Origin of the sequence: Pseudomonas sp. R1-1 (assembly GCF_051132135.1) — a bacterium.
Taxonomy (GTDB): domain Bacteria; phylum Pseudomonadota; class Gammaproteobacteria; order Pseudomonadales; family Pseudomonadaceae; genus Aquipseudomonas.
Map to the genome: position 1 here is coordinate 4,373,986 of NZ_CP071663.1, position 24,602 is coordinate 4,398,587.

General features: G+C 59.4%; 22 protein-coding genes and 1 pseudogene. 6 read left to right on the forward strand and 17 right to left on the reverse strand.

Translation table 11 applies throughout. The features are described from left to right. Positions 1-28: 28 nt before the first annotated feature. Positions 29-1,087, reverse strand: coding sequence for a DUF2066 domain-containing protein (locus tag J3P75_RS19570; protein WP_434707871.1), 1,059 nt, complete (start codon positions 1,085-1,087; stop codon positions 29-31). 374 nt (positions 1,088-1,461) lie between these two features. On the opposite strand from J3P75_RS19570, the gene purM reads away from it, so the two are divergent. The 3 genes from purM to J3P75_RS19585 are packed head-to-tail and all read left to right on the forward strand — an operon-like array spanning position 1,462 to position 3,892. Continuing rightward, a complete protein-coding gene (purM, locus tag J3P75_RS19575; protein WP_047600249.1) occupies positions 1,462-2,520 on the forward strand; it encodes a phosphoribosylformylglycinamidine cyclo-ligase in 1,059 nt (352 codons plus the stop codon). Next, complete coding sequence (gene purN, locus J3P75_RS19580; RefSeq protein WP_434707872.1) at positions 2,520-3,170, forward strand: phosphoribosylglycinamide formyltransferase; 651 nt, start codon at positions 2,520-2,522, stop codon at positions 3,168-3,170. The genes purM and purN overlap by 1 nt, the downstream gene beginning before the upstream one ends. Positions 3,171-3,178: 8 nt before the next feature. Next, positions 3,179-3,892, forward strand: a complete 714-nt coding sequence (locus J3P75_RS19585; RefSeq protein ID WP_090282429.1) for a DUF3108 domain-containing protein — start codon at positions 3,179-3,181, stop codon at positions 3,890-3,892. A gap of 240 nt (positions 3,893-4,132) precedes the next feature. On the opposite strand, the gene J3P75_RS19590 is transcribed toward J3P75_RS19585, so the two are convergent. The 3 genes and pseudogenes from J3P75_RS19590 to J3P75_RS19600 all read right to left on the reverse strand — a co-directional run bounded on the left by J3P75_RS19590 (position 4,133) and on the right by J3P75_RS19600 (position 6,943). Next, positions 4,133-4,996 (reverse strand): methyl-accepting chemotaxis protein, encoded by an 864-nt coding sequence (locus J3P75_RS19590; protein ID WP_434598439.1) that lies wholly within the window; start codon positions 4,994-4,996, stop codon positions 4,133-4,135. Between the two features lie 39 nt (positions 4,997-5,035). Continuing rightward, a pseudogene (locus J3P75_RS19595) lies at positions 5,036-5,758 on the reverse strand (MCP four helix bundle domain-containing protein); the annotation flags it as partial. 138 nt (positions 5,759-5,896) lie between these two features. Beyond that, positions 5,897-6,943: an amidohydrolase family protein gene (locus J3P75_RS19600; RefSeq protein WP_434707873.1), complete on the reverse strand. Its 1,047-nt coding sequence runs from the start codon at positions 6,941-6,943 to the stop codon at positions 5,897-5,899. A gap of 128 nt (positions 6,944-7,071) precedes the next feature. Here J3P75_RS19600 and J3P75_RS19605 point away from each other — a divergent pair, with 128 nt between their 5' ends. Together J3P75_RS19605 and J3P75_RS19610 are read left to right on the forward strand one after the other, a co-directional pair. After that, positions 7,072-7,488 (forward strand): OsmC family protein, encoded by a 417-nt coding sequence (locus J3P75_RS19605; RefSeq protein ID WP_090282426.1) that lies wholly within the window; start codon positions 7,072-7,074, stop codon positions 7,486-7,488. Between the two features lie 62 nt (positions 7,489-7,550). Further along, complete coding sequence (locus J3P75_RS19610) at positions 7,551-8,414, forward strand: pirin family protein (RefSeq protein ID WP_434707874.1); 864 nt, start codon at positions 7,551-7,553, stop codon at positions 8,412-8,414. A gap of 132 nt (positions 8,415-8,546) precedes the next feature. Here J3P75_RS19610 and J3P75_RS19615 read toward each other — a convergent pair whose 3' ends face one another. The 4 genes from J3P75_RS19615 to J3P75_RS19630 form a co-directional block, all read right to left on the reverse strand. After that, positions 8,547-9,275: a dienelactone hydrolase family protein gene (locus tag J3P75_RS19615; RefSeq protein ID WP_434707875.1), complete on the reverse strand. Its 729-nt coding sequence runs from the start codon at positions 9,273-9,275 to the stop codon at positions 8,547-8,549. A 69-nt stretch (positions 9,276-9,344) separates the two neighbouring features. Next, positions 9,345-11,249: a molecular chaperone HtpG gene (gene htpG / locus J3P75_RS19620; RefSeq protein ID WP_434707876.1), complete on the reverse strand. Its 1,905-nt coding sequence runs from the start codon at positions 11,247-11,249 to the stop codon at positions 9,345-9,347. Between the two features lie 81 nt (positions 11,250-11,330). Further along, a complete protein-coding gene (locus J3P75_RS19625; protein WP_434707877.1) occupies positions 11,331-11,783 on the reverse strand; it encodes a PaaI family thioesterase in 453 nt (150 codons plus the stop codon). After that, on the reverse strand, positions 11,780-12,256 hold the full coding sequence (locus J3P75_RS19630; protein ID WP_434707878.1) for a PaaI family thioesterase: 477 nt from the start codon (positions 12,254-12,256) through the stop codon (positions 11,780-11,782). The genes J3P75_RS19625 and J3P75_RS19630 overlap by 4 nt, the downstream gene beginning before the upstream one ends. A 158-nt stretch (positions 12,257-12,414) precedes the next feature. Between J3P75_RS19630 and J3P75_RS19635 the strand changes: the two genes are divergently transcribed. Further along, a complete protein-coding gene (locus J3P75_RS19635) occupies positions 12,415-12,651 on the forward strand; it encodes a hypothetical protein (protein WP_008082962.1) in 237 nt (78 codons plus the stop codon). A 75-nt stretch (positions 12,652-12,726) separates the two neighbouring features. Here the strand turns inward: J3P75_RS19635 and J3P75_RS19640 are convergent, their stop codons facing one another. The 9 genes from J3P75_RS19640 to J3P75_RS19680 form a co-directional block, all read right to left on the reverse strand. After that, entirely contained in the window at positions 12,727-13,128 is a 402-nt protein-coding gene (locus J3P75_RS19640) for an MAPEG family protein (RefSeq protein WP_434707879.1), read from the reverse strand. After that, positions 13,128-13,865, reverse strand: coding sequence for a DUF599 domain-containing protein (locus J3P75_RS19645; RefSeq protein WP_434707880.1), 738 nt, complete (start codon positions 13,863-13,865; stop codon positions 13,128-13,130). The genes J3P75_RS19640 and J3P75_RS19645 overlap by 1 nt, the downstream gene beginning before the upstream one ends. 257 nt (positions 13,866-14,122) lie before the next feature. Beyond that, positions 14,123-15,436 (reverse strand): branched-chain amino acid transport system II carrier protein, encoded by a 1,314-nt coding sequence (gene brnQ / locus J3P75_RS19650; protein ID WP_090282419.1) that lies wholly within the window; start codon positions 15,434-15,436, stop codon positions 14,123-14,125. Positions 15,437-15,777: 341 nt separating this feature from the next. Continuing rightward, positions 15,778-16,662: a succinate--CoA ligase subunit alpha gene (gene sucD / locus J3P75_RS19655; RefSeq protein WP_090282418.1), complete on the reverse strand. Its 885-nt coding sequence runs from the start codon at positions 16,660-16,662 to the stop codon at positions 15,778-15,780. Next, positions 16,662-17,828, reverse strand: a complete 1,167-nt coding sequence (gene sucC, locus J3P75_RS19660) for an ADP-forming succinate--CoA ligase subunit beta (protein ID WP_090282417.1) — start codon at positions 17,826-17,828, stop codon at positions 16,662-16,664. The genes sucD and sucC overlap by 1 nt, the downstream gene beginning before the upstream one ends. 183 nt (positions 17,829-18,011) lie before the next feature. Beyond that, positions 18,012-19,448 carry a dihydrolipoyl dehydrogenase gene (gene lpdA, locus J3P75_RS19665; RefSeq protein WP_434590854.1) on the reverse strand — a complete coding sequence of 479 codons (1,437 nt, stop codon included), beginning with the start codon at positions 19,446-19,448 and terminating at the stop codon, positions 18,012-18,014. 94 nt (positions 19,449-19,542) lie between these two features. Beyond that, complete coding sequence (gene odhB, locus J3P75_RS19670; protein ID WP_090282415.1) at positions 19,543-20,769, reverse strand: 2-oxoglutarate dehydrogenase complex dihydrolipoyllysine-residue succinyltransferase; 1,227 nt, start codon at positions 20,767-20,769, stop codon at positions 19,543-19,545. Between the two features lie 44 nt (positions 20,770-20,813). Next, on the reverse strand, positions 20,814-23,645 hold the full coding sequence (locus tag J3P75_RS19675; RefSeq protein ID WP_206414946.1) for a 2-oxoglutarate dehydrogenase E1 component: 2,832 nt from the start codon (positions 23,643-23,645) through the stop codon (positions 20,814-20,816). 250 nt (positions 23,646-23,895) lie between these two features. Then, entirely contained in the window at positions 23,896-24,600 is a 705-nt protein-coding gene (locus J3P75_RS19680; RefSeq protein ID WP_016773675.1) for a succinate dehydrogenase iron-sulfur subunit, read from the reverse strand. Positions 24,601-24,602: the final 2 nt, after the last annotated feature.

Genomic DNA, 24,602 nt, shown 5'->3' on the forward strand with positions numbered 1-24,602 from the left:
CCACTCCTGCTTCTATATAAAGAAAGATTTACCAACGAAAGCGTAACGACGGCGCCGCCGCTACCGGAGCGGGCGCTGCCACCGGTGCAGCACCGGCCTCCACAGGCTGCGGCGCAGGCATCGGAGCCGGCGCTTCTGGCGGCAACTCCTGCAACTTCGCCAATGACAGCTGCGCACGCAACTGCTCGGCACTGCCGTTGACCCGGTAGACGATGCGATCGCCATCGACAGTTTGCAGACGCACGCCGAACGGTTCGAGTAACCGCAACAGCGCCGCGTAATGTTCCAGATTCATGCCCTGCACTTCGAGGGTCTGCTGCCCTGCGGCGCCGGGCTTGACCACAAAGCGCGGCGCCAGGCGCTCGGCCACAGCCAGCATCACCGCATCGGCCACAGCGGCTTGGTCCGCACCCTGCACGCTGCCGGCTTCTTTCTGATCGCCCAGCCACAGGCGCCACTTGGCCTGCCACTGCCCGCCTTCTTCACGGGCATGCACGGCCAGCAAGGCGTCGGCGTTGTAGCGTTCGGAAGCACTGCGCAACGGCGCAGCATCGGCGCCCTCGAGTGTCGGCGCGGTGGCGACCAACTGCTCGCTCAGGTCGGCCAGCGGCAGGCGCAGCGGCAAGCCGCGATGTTGCGCCGCCGCACGTAATGGCGTCGCGGCCGCCTGACCATCGCCGACCAGACTCGACCCTTCGGTCGAATCGTTCAGCCACCAACCGAGAATCGACGGCCGATTGGCGCCCCACAAGGACAACCCGGCGCGACGCAGCGCCTGTTCGCTGGTCGCCGGGTCGAAATCGACCTTCAGCACTTCCGGCGGACCAGCATCGAAACCGAATTGACTGATGATCTGCTGCGGATCCTTGCGAATTGCCGCCAAGCCGGGACTTTGCGGGGCTTTCGGGTCGCCGGTCAGACGCAGCACCAGCGTGTCGAGCGCCGCCTGCGTGGCGCGATCGCGTTCTTCCGGCGCCTGGCCAGTGACTGGCTGGCGCACCTGATAAAGGCCTTTGAGATTTTCGGCGTGACTCGCCAGGCTGAGCAGCGACAGACAGCCTACAAACATGAATTTTACAAAACGCATGGAGAATTCCCGTCGACAGGAGCGGCTGGAACAGGCCGCGTGAACCGTTTGAGCAAGGCTGTGACCCTTGGCCTGCGCAAAACATTCACACGGCGGCGGTAAGTTTTTGCACAGTGATAACGATAGACGGTTAATGGCCACACCTTATACAGACGTTCATGGCGCTGGATTGTAAAAAAATTCCACGGATATGGCCCTGCCCGTCGGTGCGAGGATGGCCGCTGCCCCTCAAGCCTGATAAAATCGCGCGCCTTCGCAGACCGGCAACAGCCGGGCACCCCGAAACTCGCGTGAGGCCACCGCCACCTCGATTTCGATGTTCCCGCTGAACTCGGTCGTTACCCCCTGAATCCCCTCCCCTAAAGGCCTGGATCATGAGCAAGCAACCCTCCCTGAGCTACAAGGACGCCGGTGTAGACATCGACGCCGGTGAAGCATTGGTCGAACGCATCAAGAGCGTCGCCAAGCGCACTGCGCGCCCGGAAGTCATGGGCGGCCTGGGCGGTTTCGGCGCCCTCTGCGAAATCCCGGCCGGCTACAAGCAGCCTGTGCTGGTGTCCGGTACCGACGGCGTCGGCACCAAGCTGCGTCTGGCGCTGAACCTGAACAAGCACGACAGCATCGGCATCGACCTGGTCGCCATGTGCGTCAACGATCTGGTGGTGTGCGGCGCCGAGCCGCTGTTCTTCCTCGACTACTACGCCACCGGCAAACTCAACGTCGACACTGCTGCCCAGGTGGTGACCGGTATCGGCGCCGGCTGCGAACTGTCCGGTTGCTCGCTGGTGGGCGGCGAAACCGCTGAAATGCCAGGCATGTACGAAGGCGAAGACTACGACCTGGCCGGCTTCTGCGTCGGCGTCGTGGAAAAAGCCGAAATCATCGATGGCTCGAAAGTCGCCACCGGTGACGCGCTGATCGCCCTGCCATCGTCCGGCCCGCACTCCAACGGCTACTCGCTGATCCGCAAGATCATCGAAGTCTCCGGCGCCGACATCGAAAACATCCAGCTCGACGGCAAACCGCTGACCGACCTGCTGATGGCCCCGACCCGCATCTACGTCAAGCCGCTGCTCAAGCTGATCAAGGACACCGGCGCGGTCAAGGCCATGGCCCACATCACCGGTGGCGGCCTGCTCGACAACATCCCGCGCGTGCTGCCAAAAGGCGCTCAAGCCGTGGTTGACGTCGCTAGCTGGACCCGCCCTGCGGTGTTCGACTGGCTGCAAGAAAAAGGCAACGTCGACGAGACCGAGATGCACCGCGTGCTGAACTGCGGCGTCGGCATGGTCATCTGCGTGGCTCAGGAACACGTTGAAGTGGCCCTGAAAACTCTGCGTGACGCGGGTGAGCAGCCTTGGGTCATCGGTCAGATCGCCGCGGCTGCCGAAGGCGCTGCCCAGGTCGATCTGCAGAACCTTAAGGCTCATTGATGTCCGCACCCTGTGATGTCGTGGTGCTGTTGTCCGGCACCGGCAGTAACTTGCAGGCTCTGATCGACAGCACGCGGACCGGCGACAGCCCGGTCCGCATCGCTGCAGTGATTTCCAATCGCGCCGACGCCTACGGCCTGCAGCGCGCCAGTGATGCGGGTATCGCCACCCGCTCGCTGGATCACAAGGCATTCGAGGGTCGCGAGGCCTTCGATGCTGCACTGATCGAACTGATCGACGAATTCCAACCGAAACTCGTGGTACTGGCCGGTTTCATGCGCATTCTCAGCGCGAATTTCGTCCGCCACTACCAGGGTCGCCTGCTCAATATCCATCCCTCGTTGCTGCCCAAATACAAAGGGTTACACACTCATCAGCGCGCGTTGGAGGCCGGCGACACGGAACACGGCTGCTCGGTGCACTTTGTCACTGAGGAACTCGATGGCGGACCACTGGTCGTACAGGCAGTATTACCGGTAGAGTTGCACGACACGCCGCAGAGTCTGGCGCAGCGCGTCCACGTTCAGGAACACCGGATTTACCCGATGGCGGTACGCTGGTTTGCCGAAGGCAGGCTGGCACTCGGGGAGCACGGTGCTGTGCTGGACGGGCAGTTACTCGCCGCCAGCGGCCACTTGATTCGAATCTAGGAGATATTATGCGTCGCGCCCTGCTCTTCGCTTGCGCTCTGCTTGCCCTGCCCTTCGCGCAGGCAGCGGACCTTCAACCGTTCTCCGCCAGCTACACCGCCGACTGGAAGCAACTGCCCATGAGCGGCACCGCCGAGCGCAGCCTGGCCAAGGAAGCCAACGGCGTCTGGAAGCTCAGCTTCAAGGCGTCGATGATGATCGCCAGCCTGACTGAAGAAAGCACCCTGACGCTGGACAAGGACACCTTGCTGCCACAGTCCTACCACTTCGAACGCGGTGGTCTGGGCAAAGCCAAAAAGGCTGATCTGGATTTCGACTGGAACAACAAACTGGTCACCGGCACCGACCGTGGCGACGCGGTGAAGATCCCGCTGAACCGCGGCATGGTCGACAAGTCCACCTATCAACTGGCGCTGCAGCATGACGTGGCCGCCGGCAAAAAGACCATGAGCTATCAAGTGGTCGATGACGGCGAAGTCGATACTTATGACTTCCGCGTACTGGGCTCGGAAAAAGTCGAGACCAAGGCTGGCAAGATCGACGCGATCAAAGTCGAACGCGTCCGCGATCCGACACAAAGCAAGCGCATCACCGTGCTGTGGTTCGCCAAGGATTGGGATTATCTGCTGGTTCGTCTGCAGCAGGTCGAGACCGACGGCAAGGAGTACAACATCATGCTCCAGGACGGCACGGTCAACGGCAAGGCTGTCAAAGGCAGCTGATTCATAGCAGAACAAAGAGCCCCGCGAATGCGGGGCTTTTGTTTATCTGTTCGATGATACTGCGCGGCGGCCCTACCCCTCACCCCAGCCCTCTCCCGAGGGAGAGGGAGCCGACCGAGGTGTCTGCCGCTAACCATCGACCTGAGAAACCGAGTCGAATATGGATTCCAAAGCATCGCACGATTAGTCCCCTCTCCCTCCGGGAGAGGGTTAGGGTGAGGGGCTTTTCGAAATAAACACTCACACCGAAAACCGCGCCACCATCCCGTTCAAATCCACCGCCAACCGCGACAACTCCTGACTCGCCGCACTGGTTTGATTGGCCCCGGCCGACGTCTGCATCGCCAGATCGCGAATGTTCATCAGGTTACGATCCACTTCCCGCGCCACCGCCGCCTGCTCCTCCGAAGCACTGGCAATCACCAGATTACGTTCGTTGATCAGGGTAAACGCCGAAGCTATTTCTTCCAGCGCCATGCCGGCAGACTTGGCCAGCTCCAGTGTCGAACGCGCGCGCGAATTGCTCTGCTGCATCGAACTGACTGCCGAATCGGTGCCCTGCTGAATCCCGCCGATCATCTGTTCGATTTCCTGTGTCGATTGCTGAGTGCGATGAGCCAAGGCCCGCACTTCATCCGCAACCACGGCAAAGCCACGTCCGGCATCACCAGCCCGGGCCGCTTCGATCGCGGCGTTCAAGGCCAGCAGATTGGTCTGCTCGGCAATCGAACGAATCACATCCAGTACCTTGCTGATGCCATGAATCTTCTGTGCCAGATCTTCGACCTTGGCCGCGTTCTGGGTCACGTCGCCGGCGAGAAATTCGATGGATGTCACCGTCTGCTGCACTTGCTCGCGACCCTGGCGGGCGATGCGATCGGATTCACGCGACGCCTCGGACGTGGCCACCGCGTTATTCGCCACCTCCTCCACCGCCGCGGTCATCTGATTGACCGCCGTGGCCGCCTGCTCGATTTCCTGACTTTGCTGATGCAAGCCGCGGGTGGCGTCTTCGGTGACGCTGCTCAGTTCCTCGGAGGCCGAGGCCAGTTGCGTGGACGACTCGGAGATCCGCCGGATCGTGTCACGGAGGTTGTGCTGCATGCTCTTGAGTGCCTGCAACAGCCGCGCCGGCTCGTCTTTGCCAGCGATGTGAATATCGCCGGTCAAATCACCGCCGGCGACGACTTCAGCCACGCTGAGCGACTGGCCCAATGGCACGACGATGCTGCGGGTCAACAGCCAGGCCAGGCCAATGGTAATCAACGCGGTCAACGCAATCATCGCGGCAACCCAGACCCGTGAATGGTTAAACACCTGGCGTGCTGCCTCGGTGGCCAGATTGGCATTGTGCTTGTTCAGATCGACCAGTTCGCGCAGGGTGACGGCGATCTCGTCGGCCAGCGCGCTCATCTGCTCGTTGAGAATCGTTGAAGCTTCGGCTACCCGATTCTGCCCCGACAGCTGCACCACCTGTGCCTGGAGCTCAAGGTACTTGTGTTCAGCGACCTTGAAGCGATCGAACAACGCTCGCTCTTCAGGCAAGGCGATAAGCCCCTCATAGCGCCGCTGCGTCTCGGTCAGACCATTGCGCAGCTCGTTGAGCTTGGCGACGTTCTGCTCAAGTGCCCTAGGGTCTCGGTTGAGCAGCAGGCGCATGGTCAGGGCGCGCAGGCGCAGCATGTCCTGACTCATGTCCCCGACCGCCATCACGCTCGGCAGCCAGTTGTTGTCGACCTCATCGGATTGCGCGCGCATGTTCGACATTTGCAGCAGGGCAAACGCCCCAAGGGCGAAGACCATCACCGCCAACAGACCAAACCCCACGCCGGCGCGCGGGGCGATATTGAAATTACGGATGTTCATGACACGGGCTCCTTCCAGATACGCTGCATCAGCCTGCAGCGGGTTGCTTTAGAAGGTATCGGCATTGCCCTTAAATTGCGTAAGACGAAAAGGCGATAGGCAGACGAGCGGCTAGTTCGAAGCGCTGGGCTTAATGTTTCAGCGCTGGCCAGGGCTTTTGAGCGTATCGCGCGGCAGTATCGCCAGGAAGTTATCCCGCGCAACCTTCCGGGCCACCGCCTCCGTCAGTGCATCCAGAAACGGACGATAGCTGTGCATTTCCCGACCGAGTTTGTTGAATCGTCCTACCACGTCAGAGCCGAGCATAAAGCGATCAGGGTACTTTTCCACCAGCGCCAGCCACTCTGGCCGAGGTTTGCCCTGCTCATCCAGCAGGTAAGGCGTGAGCATGCTCCACGACAGATCGACGAACAGATTCGGATAAGCCTCAAGCATGCGCGTCAGGGTCGGCAGCAGAAACGGCAGCTGCTTTTGATGCCGATGGATTTCCGCACTGGTGCCCGCATGCGCCCAGATGAAGCGGGTGTGCGGATGATTACGCAGCGGCTCTTCGACTTCCTGCAGATACAGCGGATTTTTCTCACGTTTGGAGGTGATGTTGGAATGCAGCATCACTGGCAGATCATTTTCCGCAGCAAGGTGATAGATCTTCGTCATCGCTTCGTTGTTGGCTCGCGGGGTGTCGCCCGCGGTGAGCGCGGTCAGATCGTCGTGCCGGGTAAACACTTCGCCAATGCCCTGCCACAGCCCCGGATACAGGTCGAGCATGCGCTGGATGTGCGCGGCGGAGTTTTTGTCGTTGGGATTGAAACCTGACAAGAACGGATGGAAGTACTGGCGCTGTTCCGGCGACAGCTTTTGCACCGCATCGGCAATGATCACGTCGGTCGCGCTGTACCAATAGGCGTCGGCGTCGTCACCGGCGTAATAGCGCGGGCGCTTGGGTTCGTCCTCGTGCCACTTCTTCGCCACGGGAATGCCGGAAATCATCACATGCTCGATGGAATTTTCTTTCATGGCCGTCAGCAGTTTCGCCATGCCGGCGCTTTCCTGGAAAAAATCCACGTAATGCAGGTGCGCATCGCTGTAGGTGTATTCGCGGGCATGGGCAGTCCCGGCGAGAGCCAGAAGGCAGGCGACAATCAGACGCGACAAAAACACAAGTAATCTCCGGCAGGTGGGCATAGCCTAGACCCCGCCCGAAGGACAAGGGTTCAGCCCTCACGGAAAGCGGAACGCGTACCGGTGGGAATGTTCTATAACTGCAAGGTCTTGCCTGACCCTACGATTTTCCCGCTGCCTGTGAGGTTCTCATGACTGTTACCGTCAATACCGTCTCCGCTGAAGGCTATCGTCACACCGTACAAATCGATGACCACGAACTGTTTGCCGACGTACCGAAAACGGCAGGTGGCGAAGGTTCGGCGCCAGAGCCGCACGATTATTTCGATGCCGCACTCGGCGCCTGCAAAGCGCTGACGCTGAAGATGTACGCGAAGAAGAAAGACATCCCGCTGACCGGCGTGGGCGTCGATGTCAAACGCGACAACAGCGAAGAACAGAAAGGCAAATACGTCCTGCACGTCACCCTGACCCTCAAAGGCGTACTCACCGACGCGCAACGCGACGAACTGCTGCGGGTCGCCGACCGTTGCCCGATTCACAAACTGATGACTACCAGTGACGTGACGATCGAAACCCACACCCCGCAAGGCTTCGACAGCCAATAAACCTCCCATGGCCAGCGGCGGGTTATGCTTCTGGCATCGCCCGCTCAGCCTGGAATATCCCCATGGATACGCAACCCCTGATCATCCGCCCGCGCGCCGAAGACGTCGAAGGCCAGCCGATCCTGCGCCCGCTGCCGTCAGCCAAATGCCGCAGCGTCGGGCCTTTCGTGTTTTTCGACCACATGCTCGAGACGGTTTATCCGACCGGCAAAGGCATGGACATCCGCCAGCATCCGCACATCGGTCTGTCGACCCTGACCTATCTGTTCGAAGGCCAACTGCAACACAAGGACAGCCTTGGCTCGGATCAAGTAGTCAGCGCTGGTGATGTCAGCTGGATGACTGCCGGCAGTGCGATCGCCCATGTCGAGCGCACCCCAGCGCCGTTACTGGCGCAAAGCTTTACCTTGCATGGTTTGCAGGTCTGGCTGGCCTCGCCCAGGGAACATGAACAGGGGCCGGGGCACTACAGCCATCATCCGGCAGCGAGCTTGCCGGTCAGCGATAACCTCGGCGTGCAGATCCGCATGATTGCCGGGTCAGGCTTTTGCCTCGAATCACCGGTACCGGTGCTTTCTCCTACGCTGTATGCCGAAGTACGGATGCAGAGCGCAACGACGCTGCTGATTCCGACCGAGCATGCGGAACGTGCGGTGTATGTGTTGAGCGGCGATGCGCAGCTGAACGGCGACGCCATCGAGGCCCACGCCTTGGTGGTGCTGCCGGCCGGGGAAGAGATGAGTCTGTTTGCCGAAAGTGATGTGCACGCGGTGATATTCGGCGGTGCGGCGCTGGACGGGCCGCGGCGGATCAACTGGAATTTCGTTGCCAGTGACCCGACGGCGATCGATGAAGCGCGGCGCAAATGGGCGGCCGGGGATTGGCCGACGGTGCCGGGGGAAGTCGAGCGGATTGAGTTACCCTGAGATTTATATCGCCTGGAAAATTGCTATCGCGAGCAGGCTCACTCCTACAGGGGAACGCATTCCAAATGTAGGAGTGAGCCTGCTCGCGATGAGGCCCTATCAGCCACCACAGAATGGTGCCTGATTTCTGAATCAGCCCTTGAACACTTCATCCAGCAAATCATGCATCGACTTGAACGCGCGCTTCGCGGTCTTCTCGTCATACATCATCTTGCCCGGCACATTGGCATGCGGGTCGGTAAACGAGTGCACCGCACCGCCGTAGCTGAGCAACTGCCAGTCCACATCGGCAGCGTTCATTTCGTCTTCAAACGCCGGCAATTGCTCTTTCGGCACCAACGGATCGGACGCGCCGTGCAGCACCAGTACCGAGCCCTTGATGTTCTGCGCATCCGCCGGGTTCGGCGAGTCCAGCGTGCCGTGGAACGACACCGCCGCTTTCACCGGCGCGCCGGTGCGGGCCAGATCCAGTGCACAGCAGCCGCCAAAACAGAAACCGAACACCGCCAGTTTCGCGGTATCCACCGTCGCTTCGCCTTGGCTCTGCAAATGCTCGAAAGCCACCTGCAGGCGTTTGCGCAGCAAGGCGCGGTCGTCCTTGAGCGGCATCATCGCCGCCAGCGCCTGATCGGCATTCTGTGGACGTACGCTTTGACCGTAGACGTCAGCGATCAATACCACATAACCCTTGGCAGCTACCGCTTTGGCGATGTCTTCGGCACCGGCGCTGACGCCCATCCAGTTCGGCGCCATCAACAAACCCGGCAGCGCACCCTTGTGCTCGGCGTCGAAGGCCAAACGACCTTCATAAAGCTGGCCGTCAATCTGGTAGACCACGGAACGTACAGTGACTTGGCTCATTTCTGACTCCTGATTCGTTAAACACCAGAATGAAAAAACCCGCCGAAGCGGGTTTTTCCTACAACGTGATCAAACCGACAGTTCAACCAGCAGCTTGTTCAGACGGCTCACATAAGCAGCCGGGTCTTTCAAGCTGTCGCCGGCAGCCAGTGCAGCCTGATCGAAGAGGATGTGCGCCAGGTCAGCGAAACGCCCTTCGCTCTGCTCGCCATCGAGTTTCTCGATCAACGGATGGCTTGGGTTGATTTCGAAGATCGGCTTCGAATCAGGCACCTTCTGCCCGCTCGCTTCGAGGATCTGGCGCATCTGCAGACCCAGGTCCTGCTCGCCGATCGCCAGAATGGCTGGCGAATCGGTCAGGCGATGCGAGACGCGAACTTCCGCAACGGAATCGCCCAGCGCGGTTTTCAGGCGCTCAACCAGACCTTCTTTAGACTTGGCGACTTCCTCTGCAGCCTTCTTGTCCTCTTCCGAGTCCAGATTGCCCAGATCAAGGTCACCGCGTGCCACATCGACAAAGGTCTTGCCGTCGAACTCGCTGAGGTAGCTCATCAGCCACTCATCGATGCGGTCGGTCAGCAGCAGCACTTCGATGCCTTTTTTGCGGAAAACTTCCAGGTGCGGGCTGTTCTTGACCTGCGCGTAGGTCTCGCCGGTGAGGTAGTAGATCTTGTCCTGACCTTCCTTGGCGCGGGCCAGGTAGTCGGCCAGACCGACGATCTGCTCGCCGTCGTCGCCATGGGTCGATGCAAAACGCAGCAGACCGGCGATTTTCTCTTTGTTGGCGAAATCTTCTGCCGGGCCTTCTTTCATGACCTGACCGAAGTTTTTCCAGAAGCCTTTGTATTGCTCAGGCTCGTTCTTCGCCAGTTTTTCCAGCATGTCGAGCACGCGCTTGGTCAGCGCGGTCTTCATCGAATCGATGATCGGGTCTTTTTGCAGGATTTCCCGCGACACGTTCAGCGACAGGTCGTTGGAATCAACCACGCCTTTGATGAAGCGCAGGTACAGCGGCAGGAACGACTCGGCCTGATCCATGACAAACACACGCTGTACGTACAGCTTCAGGCCTTTCGGCGCTTCACGCTGGTACAGGTCGAACGGCGCACGAGCCGGCACGTACAGCAGCGAGCTGTACTCGAGCTTACCTTCGACCTTGTTGTGGCTCCACGACAGCGGGTTCTCGAAGTCATGCGCGATGTGCTTGTAGAACTCCTGGTATTCCTCGTCCTTCACTTCAGTGCGCGGACGGGTCCACAGGGCGCTGGCGCGGTTGACGGTTTCCCACTCGACGGCCGGAGCCTCTTCGCCTTCGGCCGGAGTGACTTCTTTCGGCAGCTCGATCGGCAGCGCAATGTGGTCGGAATACTTTTTGATGATGTTGCGCAGGCGCCAGCCATCGGCGAACTCGTCTTCACCGGACTTCAGATGCAGAACGATGCGAGTACCGCGCTCTGGCTTGTCGATGTTGGCGACTTCGAATTCGCCCTCGCCTCTCGACGACCAGTGCACGCCTTCGCTGGCGGCAGTGCCGGCGCGACGGCTGTACACGTCAACCTTGTCGGCCACGATGAACGCCGAGTAGAAACCTACGCCGAACTGGCCGATCAGGTGCGAATCCTTCTTCTGATCGCCGGACAGGTTTTTCATGAAATCGGCAGTGCCGGACTTGGCGATGGTCCCCAGGTGGGTGATCACATCGTCACGGTTCATGCCGATACCGTTGTCTTCGAGAGTGACGGTCTTGGCGTCCTTGTCGAAGCTCACACGGATTTTCAGGTCAGCGCCGCCCTCGAGCAACTCTGGCTTGGCCAGCGCTTCGAAGCGCAGCTTGTCGACAGCGTCAGAGGCGTTCGAGATCAATTCGCGCAGGAAGATTTCCTTGTTCGAATACAGCGAATGGATCATGAGGTGCAGCAGCTGCTTTACCTCGGTCTGGAAGCCCAGGGTTTCCTTTTGAGTTTCCACACTCATGGTCATCAAACTCCAATCAGATGGCAGTGGCCGCGACCCGAATGGTCGGCGGCGGGTTGTCATCTGAGTTTGGGGCGCTGTTCAGGATTTCAAGGGTTCATCGATTTTGAAGTGCGCGCGAGCGGTGGCAATCGGTTCGGCCTCGGTCGTTTGCCAGGCGGTAATCGCCACGTTAGCGACTCGGCGTCCTTGGCGGCAGACCTGACACTTGGCCCAAGTGTCGCGAAATTGCCCGGCGCGCAGGTAATCGAGGGAGAAATCGATGATCTTCGGCACACCTGGGGCGCCGGTGAAAATCAGCAGATGCAGGGCGGCCGCCAGCTCCATGAACCCGGCAATCACCCCGCCGTGGATCGCCGGCAATAAAGGGTTACCAATGTTGTCCTTGTTCGCCGGCAGCTTGAACAGCAGCTCATCGCCGACGCGCGAGCACTCGATGCCGATCAGGCCGGCGTAGGGGATCAGCTTCAGCAACGGCGCATAGTCGCCTTGCGCGTGGGCCCGCTGCAATTGCTGCTTGAGATCATCGCTCACCGCTTGCCTCCCTTGATTGCGCCGCCAAAGCCCTGAATACCTTTGAGTGCCTTGCCCATGCGCATGAACGTGCCGACAACGTGGGCAATGGGTTGCTCGGGGTCGTCCTGGTAGGCGAATCCGCGGGCGAAAATCACGTCAGTGGTGACCCGGTAGCACTGGGCAAAACCATAGACATCTTTATGCGGCTCGGCGGCGTGCATGTAATCGATGCGCAGATCGAGGGTCGGGCAGACTTCGAATTCCGCCAGCACGCACAAGGTCGACATGCCACAGGCCGTGTCCATCAGCGAAGTAATCGCGCCGCCATGAATCACCCCGGTTTGCGGGTTGCCGACGATCTGCGGGCTGTAAGGCAGGATCACCGTCAGACCTTCGCTGGAGGCACTCTGCACCTTTAACCCCAGCACCTGACAGTGGCGTAACGCCGATAGAAACCGCGTCGCGCGCTCAAAAACGCTGTTTTCAGCCATATGATAATTACTCGCGTTAAAGCCTTTTGCCAGTAGTGAGAAAAGCGGCAAAAGTTCCGTGATAAAACAAACTTATATATCTGAAACAAATGAGGAACTTAACCCGCAGCCCCGAGTTCTTAAGGCCAGTAGTTATTTTCCATAAGGAGAAACACCCCATGCGTAAGACTTTAGCTATTGCCTTGATGTTGACCGCTTCCCTCGGTCTCGCTGCCTGCGATAAAAAATCCGAGGACAAAGCTCAAGATGCCAACCAACATGCTGAGCAAGCTCAGCAGGACATGAACAAAGCTCAGGATAAAGTGAACGACGCTGCGAAAGAAAACGCCGAAGCTGCCAAAGCTCAGGCTGAATCGAACGCTGCCGCTCAAGACGAAGCTGCCAAGAAGCAATAAAGCGCTTTTGACGCAGTAAAAGAAAACCCGCCAAGTGCGGGTTTTCTTTTGTCCGGGATTTGGAGCAACGGCCGCTTACAACAGAACCGTTCTAAAAGTCGGACTAATCATCAGCAACAACGAAGCGATCAAGCCAACCAGCCAGACCAGACTGCGCAACTTCGGCAGATCCGCCAGGTAGAACCACAAGTACAGAACCCGCGCGATCACGAAGACGATCGCCAATGCATCGATCAACCATCCCGCCGTTTGCGTGGTGTGCGCCATCAGTACGCCGACCGCAAACAGGATGAACGCTTCGATACTGTTCTGATGCGCCGCCAGTGCGCGTGCGCCGTAACCGGTCAATTGCGCCTGTTGCTGGCGCGGCAGGTGATTGTCATACCCGCCCTGCTCTTTCATCGCCTTGCCCACCGGCATACGCGCGATATAAATCAACAACGCGCTGATAAACACACACCAGAACGGAATACTCATCAAGCGGCCTCTTTATTGGTTTCGGGCACAGGTGCCTCGGTAGGGGTATAGACCATGACATCGAGCACGTCGGAATGAAATTCGCGGCGATACAACACCACCACCACACCAGCACTCATGATCATGAACAGCCACGGACTGACGAACCAGGCCAGCATGCTCATGCCGAAGTAGTAAGAGCGCAAACCGAAGTTGAACTGGTTAGCCGCCATCGAAATCACCCGTGCGGCTCGCGAGGCGAAGGCTTTGCGCTCCTGCTCGGAAACATGTCGCTCACCGATCATTGGCGCCGAGCCGACCAGAATCGCCGCAAAGTTGTACTGGCGCATGCACCAGCTGAAAGTAAAGAAGGCGTAGACGAACACCAGCGCCAGACACAGCAACTTGATCTCCGACATGCCCTGCGACGCCTGCTGGACCATGGGGATGTCCGCCAACAGCGACACAGCCCGGTCAGACGCACCGAGCACGGTGAGAATACCGGCGAGGATGATCAAGGTACTGGAGGCGAAGAACGAGGCGTTGCGCTCCAGGTTGCCGATCACGCTGGCGTCGGCAATCCGATTGTCACGCAGCAGCATGCGGCGCATCCAGTCCTCGCGATACAGGTGCAAAACGCTGGCCAGACACGCCGTGTCGCGGGCCTTCCAGGTGGCATAACGGGTGTAACCGCCCCAACAGATGACAAACCAGAGCGCGGCGAGCAGATGGATCAGGTTGGCTTGGATGAACGACATGCAAATCCCTGTGATTATGGATGCTTTACCTGTGGGAGCGAGCCTGCTCGCGATAGCGGTGTGTCAGGCAACCTCAATGGTGACTGGCACACCGCTATCGCGAGCAGGCTCACGCCTACATGAAAGCGACGCAACCCTTCGACGTTAGCTCAGCCAAAAAGACACTGCCTGATGCGCATAAAAAATGCCCCGTATCGATTGATACGGGGCATTTCCGTTTAATCCTGCGGGATCCGCTTGTGGCGGATCAGAGCAGGTCAGGCAACCGCTTCGCTGCGCTTGCCCAGCAGGCGATCGCACACCACAGCAACCACCAGCGTCATCACGCACGGCACCAGCCACGCCAGACCCTGCTCGCTCAGCGGCAGGTGGCTGAGCTGGGTTGGCAGCCAGTCAGCCAGACCGGCGCCTTTCAGCGCGTCGATGCTGCCGAAGACGAACGACACCAACATCACCGGGCCAAGAATGCGGCCATGCTCATGCCAGAAGTCTTTGCAGAAGCTCAGCGCCACCAACACGATGCACGGCGGGTAGATAGCGGTCAGTACCGGGATCGAGAAGGCGATCAGCTTGGTCAGGCCCAGGTTGGACACCAGCAGCGAGAACGCCGCGAGGATGATCACCAGCGTCTTGTACGACAGCGGCAGCACGCGGCTGAAGTACTCGGCACAGGCGCAGGTCAGGCCGACCGCAGTCACCAGGCACGCCAGCGAAATCAGCACGGCGAGGAAACCACTGCCCAGCGAGCCGAAGGTGTGTTGCACATAAGCGTGCAAGACCGCCGCGCCGTTGGTGGCACCGACCGCTACTTCATGGCTGCCGGAACCGAGACGGAACAGGCTGACATACACCAGCGCCAGACCGACACCGGCAATCAGCCCGGCGATGATCGCGTAACGGGTGATCAGCTTGGGCGACTCGACGCCACGGGAGCGGATCGCGTTGACGATGACGATGCCGAACACCAGTGCGCCGAGGGTATCCATGGTCAGGTAACCATTGATGAAGCCTTGGGAGAACGGCGCGGCAACGTATTCCGGCGTACCGTGGCCGATGTCACCGGCCGGCAAGGCGAACGCGGCGATACCGAGTACGGCGAGCGCGATGATTTTCAGCGGCGCGAGGAAACGGCCAACAGTGTCCAGCAAACGCCCCGGGTACAGGGAAATGAAGAATACCAGCAGGAAGTACACCGAGCTGTACAGGAACAGCGCCAACGGGCTTTCGCCGGTCAGTGGCGCCAGACCCACTTCGAACGACACGGTCGCGGTACGCGGCGTGGCGAACAGCGGGCCGACTGCCAGGTAGCAAGCCGCCGCAAGGATACCGCCGGCGATCTTGCCGATCGGGCTGCTCAACGCGTCCATCGCGCCACCGACCTTGGCCAGCGCAACAACAGTGATCACCGGCAGACCGACTGCAGTGATCAGGAAGCCCAGTGCAGCCATCCAGACGTGAGGTCCGGCCTGCAAGCCGACGATCGGCGGGAAAATGATGTTACCGGCCCCTACGAACAGGGCAAACGTCATAAAACCAAGTGCCAGGATGTCCTGACCTTTCAAAACTTTCATTAAGGTAATACCACACTACTGAAATCGGAATTTAGAGGGGGATTGCCCTGTGGGATTAGGGAAATGCTGTCGATCCGTATGGGACTGACCTGTGAAGCTGCGTGGCTGCCTTGTGGGCGACGCACTGCAAAATGGCCGCCAGCCTAACGAATCTGGCACGAAAACGCACTGTTAGAGGGCGAACTATCCGATACACGACGTTTCCGTGTCGCGTTTACATAAGAAAAGCAGCCGCAAGCTGCAAGTTTCGAGCTTGTAGCCTGCAGCTTGCCGCTGCGCTGGAACGACAAAGGCCACCCGAAGGTGGCCTTTGTTGCTGGAGCTGAAAAGTCAGCCGAAGCTTACTTCTTCACTTCCCAGCCAGTCAGCTCGGCCAGGGCCTTGCCGATGTCTGCCAGCGAACGCACGGTTTTCACGCCTGCGTCTTGCAGAGCAGCGAATTTCTCGTCTGCAGTGCCTTTGCCGCCAGAGATGATTGCGCCAGCATGGCCCATGCGCTTGCCCGGAGGAGCAGTCACACCGGCGATGTAGGAAACAACCGGCTTGGTCACGTTAGCCTTGATGTAGGCCGCCGCTTCTTCTTCAGCCGAACCGCCGATTTCGCCGATCATCACGATCGCTTCGGTCTGCGGGTCTTCCTGGAACAGCTTCAGGATGTCGATGAAGTTCGAACCCGGGATCGGGTCACCACCGATGCCGACGCAAGTCGACTGACCGAAACCGGCGTCAGTGGTCTGCTTCACAGCTTCGTAGGTCAGGGTGCCGGAACGCGAAACGATACCGACTTTGCCTGGCAAGTGAATGTGACCTGGCATGATGCCGATCTTGCATTCGCCTGGGGTGATCACGCCTGGGCAGTTAGGGCCGATCAGGACTACGCCCAGCTCGTCGCACTTCACTTTCGCGTCCAGCATGTCCAGGGTAGGAATGCCTTCGGTGATGCACACGATCAGCTTGATGCCGCCGAATGCCGCTTCCAGGATCGAGTCCTTGCAGAAAGGAGCCGGTACGTAGATCACGCTGGCGGTGGCGCCAGTGGCTTCTACGGCTTCTTTCACGGTGTTGAACACTGGCAGGTTCAGGTGAGTGGTACCACCCTTGCCCGGCGTCACGCCGCCAACCATTTTGGTGCCATAGGCAATGGCTTGCTCGGAGTGGAAAGTACCCTGCGCGCCGGTGAAACCCTGGCAGATGACTTTGGTGTCTTTATTGATCAGGACGCTCATTACTTGCCCTCCGCAGCTTTAACGACTTGTTGAGCAGCGTCGGTCAGGCTGGTAGCAGCGATGATGTTCAAACCGCTTTCTGCCAGTACTTTAGCGCCCAGTTCAGCGTTGTTGCCTTCCAGACGAACAACAACCGGGATTTTCACGCCGACTTCTTTCACAGCGCCGATGATGCCTTCGGCAATCATGTCGCAGCGAACGATGCCGCCGAAGATGTTGACCAGTACTGCGGCGACATTGCTGTCGGACAGGATGATCTTGAATGCTTCGGTCACGCGCTCTTTGGTAGCACCACCACCTACGTCGAGGAAGTTGGCTGGCTTGCCGCCGTGCAGGTTGACGATGTCCATGGTACCCATGGCCAGGCCGGCACCGTTGACCATGCAGCCGATGTTGCCTTCCAGTGCTACGTAGTTCAGTTCGAACTTGGCAGCGTGCGCTTCGCGCGGATCGTCCTGCGACGGATCGTGGAATGCCTTCAGCTTAGGCTGACGGTACATGGCGTTGGCGTCGATGTTGATCTTCGCGTCCAGGCAGTGCAGATCGCCGTCAGCCTTGATCACCAGCGGGTTCACTTCCAGCAGAGCCAGGTCGTGGTCTTTGAACAGTTTGGCCAGACCTACGAAGATCTTGGCGAACTGAGTGACCTGCTTGCCTTCCAGACCCAGCTGGAATGCCAGCTCGCGACCCTGGGATGGCTGAGCGCCAACCAGTGGATCGATAGTGGCCTTGAGAATTTTTTCAGGAGTGTCGTGAGCGATTTTCTCGATGTCCACGCCACCTTCGGTGGAAGCCATGAACACGATGCGACGGCTCGAACGGTCAACGACAGCGCCCAGGTACAGCTCTTTAGCGATATCAGTGCACGATTCAACCAGGATCTTGGTGACTGGCTGGCCGTTGGCGTCAGTCTGGTAAGTCACCAGACGCTTGCCCAGCCACTGCTGTGCGAAGGCTTTGGCGTCTTCTTTGCTGCGAACCAGCTTTACGCCGCCCGCTTTACCGCGACCACCGGCGTGGACCTGGGCTTTGACAACCCACTCGCTGCCGCCGATTTTGTCGCAAGCTTCTGCTGCTGCTTCCGGGGTGTCTACTGCGTAACCAGTGGAAACTGGCAGGCCGTATTCAGCGAACAGCTGCTTACCCTGATACTCGTGAAGATTCATGCTTTTTACCGTCTTCGTTAGGTACTGCGCATTCGGCGCTGCGCTCGTTTGAGTGCCGCGCCACCTGTGACTGCTGCTTGCGTAGCTGAGCTACGCAAGACTGCGTCCGGCGGACATTCCGCGGTGAGTCTTGCTCGCAAGGCTCACGACGGGCCGCTACCGCCGTGGTTTCTTATTATTCAGTTAACGCTTCTTGCGGTTGGCAACGTGGATGGCACCGCCATTCACTGCCAGAGCAGCTTCGTGCAACGCTTCGGACAGGGTCGGATGGGAGAAGACCATCATGCCCAGGTCTTCAGCGCTGGTGCCGAATTCCATACCGATCGCGCCCTGCTGAACCAGTTCCGCAGCGCTCGGGCCAATCACGTGCACGCCCAATACGCGGTCGGTCTTGGCATCGGCGATGACCTTGACGAAACCACCGGTATCGTTGGCAGCCATGGCACGGCCGGAAGCTGCGAACGGGAAGGTGCCGACGTTGACTTCAACGCCTTCGGCCTTCAGCGCCTGCTCGGTTTTGCCAACCCACGCGATTTCCGGGTGAGTATAAATAACCGAAGGGATCAAATCATAGTTCATCTGAGCCTTGTGGCCCTTGATGCGCTCAACGACCATGATGCCTTCTTCGGACGCCTTGTGCGCCAGCATCATGCCGCGAACCACGTCACCGATGGCAAATACACCCGGTACGGCGGTTACGCAGTGGTCGTCGACGGCGATGAAACCGCGCTCGTCGAGGGCTACGCCGCTGTCGGCTGCGAGCAGATCAGTGGTCACCGGGCGGCGACCAACGGCTACGATCAGCTTGTCGAACGTAATGGTCTGTTCGCCGTTGGCGTCGGTGTAGTTCACCACGACTTCTTCGCCGTTGACTTTCGAACCGGTCACGCGAGCGCCCAGCTTGATGTCCAGACCCTGCTTGGTCAGGGTTTTCAGCGCTTCCTTGGAAACAGCGGTGTCGGCTGCCATCAGGAAGGTGTCCAGCGCTTCGAGCACAGTCACTTCTGCACCCAGACGCGACCATACCGAACCCAGCTCCAGACCGATCACGCCAGCGCCGATCACGCCCAGACGTTTAGGCACGGACTGGAATTCCAGCGCACCGGTCGAATCGACGATGACTTTCTGGTCAACCGGAGCCGGTGGAATGTCGATCGGACGCGAACCTGGCGCGAGGATGACGTTTTCCGCTTCGATGACTTCAACCGAGCCGTCCGGCTTGGTGACTTCGACTTTCTTGCCAGCCAGCAGCTTGCCGTGGCCCTGGATCGAAGTTACGCCGTTGGCCTTGAACAGGGTGGCAACGCCGCCGGTCAGGTTCTTGACGATGCCAGCCTTGCGGCCAACCATCGCAGCGACGTCCATTTTGACTTCGCCGGTCGAGATACCGTGAACGTTGAAGCTTTCTTTCGCTTCCTTGTACTTCCAGGAGCTGTCGAGCAGCGCCTTGGACGGAATGCAGCCTACGTTCAGGCAGGTACCGCCCAGGGCTTGCTTGCCTTCAGCGTCGGTGTACTTCTCGATGCAGGCAGTGCTCAGGCCCAGTTGCGCGGCCTTGATGGCAGCTACGTAGCCGCCAGGACCTGCACCGATCACTACTACGTCAAATTTCTGCGACATTCAAAAAATCCTCTTTAGCGAAAAGCTTCAAGCCGCGCGCTGCAGGCTGTACCGCCGTTTCCGGCGATACACCTGCAACCCGCAGCTGCTTCTATCAGATATCCAGCAACAGACGAGCCGGATCTTCCAGCAGGTTCTTGATGGTCACCAGGAAGGTCACAGCTTCTTTGCCATCGATCAGACGGTGATCGTAAGACAGTGCCAGGTACATCATCGGACGGATCACGACCTGACCGTTGATGGCCATAGGACGCTGGATGATGTTGTGCATGCCCAGAATCGCTGCCTGCGGCGGGTTGACGATCGGCGTCGACATCATCGAACCGAAGGTACCACCGTTGGTGATGGTGAAGGTACCACCGGTCATCTCGTCCATCGACAGTTTGCCGTCACGGGCTTTCTTGCCGAACGTGGCGATGCCGCCTTCGATTTCCGCCAGGCTCATCAGCTCGGCGTTACGCAGAACCGGAACAACCAGGCCACGGTCGCTGGAAACGGCAACGCCGATGTCCGCGTAGCCGTGGTAAACGATGTCGCCGCCGTCGATCGATGCGTTGACAGCCGGGAAGCGCTTCAGCGCCTCGGTGGCCGCTTTCACGAAGAACGACATGAAGCCCAGGCGCACGCCGTTGTGGGACTTCTCGAACAGGTCCTTGTACTTCGAACGCAGGGCCATGACTTCGGTCATGTCGACTTCGTTGAAGGTGGTCAGCATCGCCATGTTCGATTGCGCTTCAACCAGACGCTTGGCCACGGTGGCGCGAACGCGGGTCATCGGTACGCGCTTCTCGACGCGGTCGCCAGCGGCGAACACTGGAGCAGCGGCCGAAGGAGCAGCAGCCTTGGCAGGCGCGGCAGCCGGAGCGGCTTTCTTCGCAGCAACAGCAGCAACCACGTCTTCCTTGGTCACACGACCGCCCTTGCCGGTGCCGGCAACGGAAGCGATGTTGATGCCGTTCTCTTCAGCCAGCTTGCGTGCAGCGGGAGCCGCGATCGGGTCGTCTTCGCCATCGGCAGCAGCCGGTGCGGCAGCGGCAGTAGCGGCCGGAGCAGCAGCGGCGGCTGGAGCAGCGGCAGCAGCGCTGCCCTCTTCGATCGAGCCCAGAACCTGGTTCGACAGAACGGTAGCGCCCTCTTCGGCAACGATTGCGCCCAGCACGCCGTCGGCTTCGGCCAATACTTCCAGCACGACCTTGTCGGTCTCGATGTCGACGATCAGGTCGTCACGCTTGACGGCCTCGCCTGGTTTCTTGTGCCAGGTGGCAACGGTGCCATCGGCAACCGATTCCGGGAATGACGGGGCTTTGATTTCGATAGCCATTATCTGTGGGTCCTTAAAATTCGGTTTCAGTCAGCGCGAAGGCGTTAAACGGTAAACGCGTCTTGCAGCAGTTTTTCCTGCTGCTCGGCGTGCATCGATGCGTAACCACAAGCAGGTGCAGCCGAAGCCTCACGGCCCGCGTACTCAAGTACGAGAGTCCTGTCGAGGTTTGCGATGCTGCGACGCAAGTGATGCTGGCTGCAGTACCAGGCACCCTGGTTCATCGGCTCTTCCTGACACCAAACGGCATGCTTGACGTTGGTGTACGGAGCCAGGACTTCCTTCAAGTCGTCCTCAGGGAACGGATACAGCTGCTCGATACGCACGATGGCGATATCTTCGCGGCCTTCGGCACGGCGTTTTTCCAGCAGGTCGTAGTAGACCTTGCCGCTGCACAGAACCACGCGCTCGACCTTTTTCGGGTCCAGTGCGTCGATTTCCGGGATCACGGTCTGGAACGAGCCTTCGGCCAGATCTTCCAGCGTCGAGATGGCCAGCTTGTGGCGCAGCAGCGACTTCGGCGTCAGCACGACCAGCGGCTTGCGCAGCGGGCGAATCACCTGACGGCGCAGCAAGTGGTAGATCTGTGCCGGCGTGGTCGGCATGCACACCTGGATGTTGTGCTCGGCGCACAGCTGCAGGTAACGCTCAAGACGTGCCGAGCTGTGCTCAGGGCCCTGACCTTCATAACCGTGTGGCAGCAACATGGTCAGACCGCAGAGACGGCCCCACTTGTGCTCGCCGCTGGTGATGAACTGGTCGATCACGACCTGCGCACCGTTGGCGAAGTCGCCGAACTGGGCTTCCCAGATCACCAGCGCGTTTGGCGTGGTGGTCGAGTAGCCGTATTCGAAGGCCAGTACCGCTTCTTCCGAGAGGAACGAGTCGTACAGGTCGAAGCGTGGCTGACCGTCGTACAGGTTCTGCAGCGGAATGTAGGTGCCCGCGTCTTTCTGGTTGTGCAGCACAGCGTGACGGTGCGAGAACGTACCGCGGCCGATGTCCTGACCGGTCATGCGAATCGGGTGACCTTCGAACGCCAGGGTCGCGTACGCCATGGTTTCGGCGTAACCCCAGTTGATCGGCAGGCCGCCGGCTTGCATCTTCTGACGGTCTTCGTAGATCTTCGCAACCTGACGCTGAACCACGAAGCCTTCCGGAATTTCCAGCAGCTTGGCGGACAGCTCTTGCAGGGTTTTCAGATCGAAACGCGTGTCATGACGCGCGGTCCAGGCGTGGCCCAGATACGGACGCCAGTCGACGAACAGCTCTTTGTTCGGCTCTTTGACCAGCGATTTCACCACGTGCAGACCGTTGTCCAGCGCGTTGCGGTATTCGTCGACCTTGGCCTGAACACGTTCAGCGTCGAGGACACCGGCCTGGGTCAGACGATCGGCGTACAGCTCACGGGTAGTGCGCTGCTTGGTGATCTGCTGATACATCAGTGGCTGGGTGCCGCTTGGCTCGTCGGCCTCGTTGTGGCCGCGACGACGGTAGCAGACCAGATCGATCACCACGTCACGCTTGAACTGCATGCGGTAGTCGATGGCGAGCTGAGTCACGAACAGCACGGCTTCCGGATCATCGCCATTCACATGGAGGATCGGCGCCTGGATCATCTTGGCAACGTCGGTGGCGTACTCGGTGGAACGCGAGTCCAGCGGGTTGCTGATGGTGAAACCGACCTGGTTGTTGATCACGATGTGCACGGTACCGCCGGTCTTGAAACCGCGGGTCTGCGACATCTGGAAGGTTTCCATGACCACGCCCTGACCGGCGAAAGCCGCGTCACCGTGGATGGAGATCGGCAGCACTTTCTCGCCGGTCGCGTCGTTACGACGGTCCTGACGGGCACGCACCGAACCTTCGACCACCGGAGAAACGATTTCCAGGTGGGACGGGTTGAACGCCATGGCCAGGTGAACTTCACCGCCGGCGGTCATCACGTTGGACGAGAAGCCCTGGTGATATTTCACGTCACCGGAACCCAGCTCGACCTTCTTCTTGCCTTCGAACTCGTCGAACAGCTCGCGCGGGTTTTTGCCGAAGGTGTTGACCAGCACGTTCAGACGGCCACGGTGGGCCATGCCGATGACGACTTCCTTGGTGCCGTACGAGCCGGAACGCTGGATCAGTTCGTCGAGCATCGGAATCAGGCTTTCGCCGCCTTCCAGACCGAAACGCTTGGTGCCCGGGTATTTGGTACCGAGGTATTTTTCCAGGCCTTCACCGGCGGTCACGCGCTCAAGCAGGTGGCTCTTGATGTCGGCGGAGTACGTCGGACGACCACGCACGCTTTCCAGACGCTGCTGGAACCACTGGCGCTGCTCGGAATCGGTGATGTGCGTAAATTCAGCGCCGATGGTGCGGCAATATGTCTGCTGCAACGCTTCGTGAATTTCGCGTAGGCTCGCTTCCTCTTTGCCGATGAACAGGTCGCCGGCACGGAAGGTCGTATCAAGATCGGCATTGGTCAAGCCGTAATGATTGATCGACAGGTCTGCAGGTGCAGGACGCTGCCACAGCCCCAGCGGGTCAAGCTGGGCTGCCTGGTGGCCACGCATACGGTAGGCCTGGATCAATCGCAACACTTCTACTTGCTTCTTCTCGTGCTCACTGCTCACGCTGCCGGCGGAAACCGGTTGGGCGCGGCGCTGGTTCTTTGCCAGCAGCACGAAATGATCGCGAATCGTGGAGTGCGAAACATCAGTGGCAGAGTTGCCGTCGGCTGGCAACTTCTGAAAGTAGGTGCGCCACTCTTCTGGCACAGCGTTAGGGTCGTGCAGGTAGAGCTCATAAAGCTCTTCCACATAGGCAGCGTTTCCACCTGAAAGGTAGGCGCTGTTCCACATGCGCTGCATCACGCTTTCTTGCATGCTTGGTCACCCTCGGTTAGGGGAACACCATCGGCGTCGACACCGAGCAAACTTGCAGAAGTCCGAATGCAGCGACTAAAACAAGCCACTTAGGATCACACTGATAGTCCGGGTACCAGCCCGGATGCCCCTGCTTGTCTCATTTCTTCAAAATAAGAGCGGCAGCTTGTGGCTACTGCTCTGGTTATAGCCATGACGCGGGTTGAAGCCCGCGCCACAGCCTCTACGGTGCAACGTTACAGCAGCTGAATCACACGCCGCTCGAGAGCAGCATGTTACGGATGTGACCGATGGCCTTAGTCGGGTTCAGGCCTTTCGGACATACGTTGACGCAGTTCATGATGCCCCGGCAGCGGAAAACGCTGAACGGGTCATCGAGCGAAGCCAGACGCTCGCTGGTCTTGGTGTCACGGCTGTCAGCCAGGAAGCGGTAGGCTTGCAGCAGTGCAGCAGGACCGAGGAACTTGTCAGGGTTCCACCAGAACGATGGGCACGAAGTCGAGCAGCAGGCGCACAGGATGCACTCGTACAGACCGTCGAGCTTTTCACGTTCTTCCGGCGACTGCAGACGCTCGATGGCCGGAGCCGGCGTGTCGTTCTGCAGGTAAGGCTTCACCTTCTCGTATTGCTTGTAGAAGATGCTCATATCGACGACCAGGTCACGGATAACCGGCAGACCTGGCAGTGGGCGAACGATCAACTTGTTACCTTTTACAACGGCGGACAGCGGCGTGATGCACGCCAGACCGTTCTTGCCGTTGATGTTCATGCCGTCGGAGCCGCAGACGCCTTCACGGCAAGAGCGACGATAGGAGAAACCCTCGTCCTGCTCTTTGATCAGGGCCAGCACGTCGAGCACCATCAGGTCTTTACCACCGGTATCGACCTGGAAGTCCTGCATGAACGGCGCAGCGTCCTGATCAGGGTTGTAGCGATATACACTGACTTGCAACATGG

Coding starts and splice junctions, on each gene's coding strand:
- J3P75_RS19605 (WP_090282426.1), top strand. CDS start 7,072: ATGACTGTTACCGTCAATACCGTCTCCGCTGAAGGCTATCGTCACACC.
- J3P75_RS19590 (WP_434598439.1), bottom strand. CDS start 4,996: ATGCAGCACAACCTCCGTGACACGATCCGGCGGATCTCCGAGTCGTCC.
- odhB (WP_090282415.1), bottom strand. CDS start 20,769: ATGGCTATCGAAATCAAAGCCCCGTCATTCCCGGAATCGGTTGCCGAT.
- brnQ (WP_090282419.1), bottom strand. CDS start 15,436: ATGAAAGTTTTGAAAGGTCAGGACATCCTGGCACTTGGTTTTATGACG.
- J3P75_RS19645 (WP_434707880.1), bottom strand. CDS start 13,865: ATGTCGTTCATCCAAGCCAACCTGATCCATCTGCTCGCCGCGCTCTGG.
- J3P75_RS19675 (WP_206414946.1), bottom strand. CDS start 23,645: ATGCAAGAAAGCGTGATGCAGCGCATGTGGAACAGCGCCTACCTTTCA.
- J3P75_RS19615 (WP_434707875.1), bottom strand. CDS start 9,275: ATGAGCCAAGTCACTGTACGTTCCGTGGTCTACCAGATTGACGGCCAG.
- J3P75_RS19630 (WP_434707878.1), bottom strand. CDS start 12,256: ATGGCTGAAAACAGCGTTTTTGAGCGCGCGACGCGGTTTCTATCGGCG.
- J3P75_RS19610 (WP_434707874.1), top strand. CDS start 7,551: ATGGATACGCAACCCCTGATCATCCGCCCGCGCGCCGAAGACGTCGAA.
- J3P75_RS19600 (WP_434707873.1), bottom strand. CDS start 6,943: ATGCCCACCTGCCGGAGATTACTTGTGTTTTTGTCGCGTCTGATTGTC.
- J3P75_RS19635 (WP_008082962.1), top strand. CDS start 12,415: ATGCGTAAGACTTTAGCTATTGCCTTGATGTTGACCGCTTCCCTCGGT.
- htpG (WP_434707876.1), bottom strand. CDS start 11,249: ATGAGTGTGGAAACTCAAAAGGAAACCCTGGGCTTCCAGACCGAGGTA.
- sucD (WP_090282418.1), bottom strand. CDS start 16,662: ATGAGCGTCCTGATCAATAAAGACACCAAAGTCATCTGCCAGGGTTTC.
- J3P75_RS19570 (WP_434707871.1), bottom strand. CDS start 1,087: ATGCGTTTTGTAAAATTCATGTTTGTAGGCTGTCTGTCGCTGCTCAGC.
- purM (WP_047600249.1), top strand. CDS start 1,462: ATGAGCAAGCAACCCTCCCTGAGCTACAAGGACGCCGGTGTAGACATC.
- sucC (WP_090282417.1), bottom strand. CDS start 17,828: ATGAATCTTCACGAGTATCAGGGTAAGCAGCTGTTCGCTGAATACGGC.
- J3P75_RS19640 (WP_434707879.1), bottom strand. CDS start 13,128: ATGAGTATTCCGTTCTGGTGTGTGTTTATCAGCGCGTTGTTGATTTAT.
- purN (WP_434707872.1), top strand. CDS start 2,520: ATGTCCGCACCCTGTGATGTCGTGGTGCTGTTGTCCGGCACCGGCAGT.
- J3P75_RS19680 (WP_016773675.1), bottom strand. CDS start 24,600: ATGTTGCAAGTCAGTGTATATCGCTACAACCCTGATCAGGACGCTGCG.
- lpdA (WP_434590854.1), bottom strand. CDS start 19,448: ATGTCGCAGAAATTTGACGTAGTAGTGATCGGTGCAGGTCCTGGCGGC.
- J3P75_RS19585 (WP_090282429.1), top strand. CDS start 3,179: ATGCGTCGCGCCCTGCTCTTCGCTTGCGCTCTGCTTGCCCTGCCCTTC.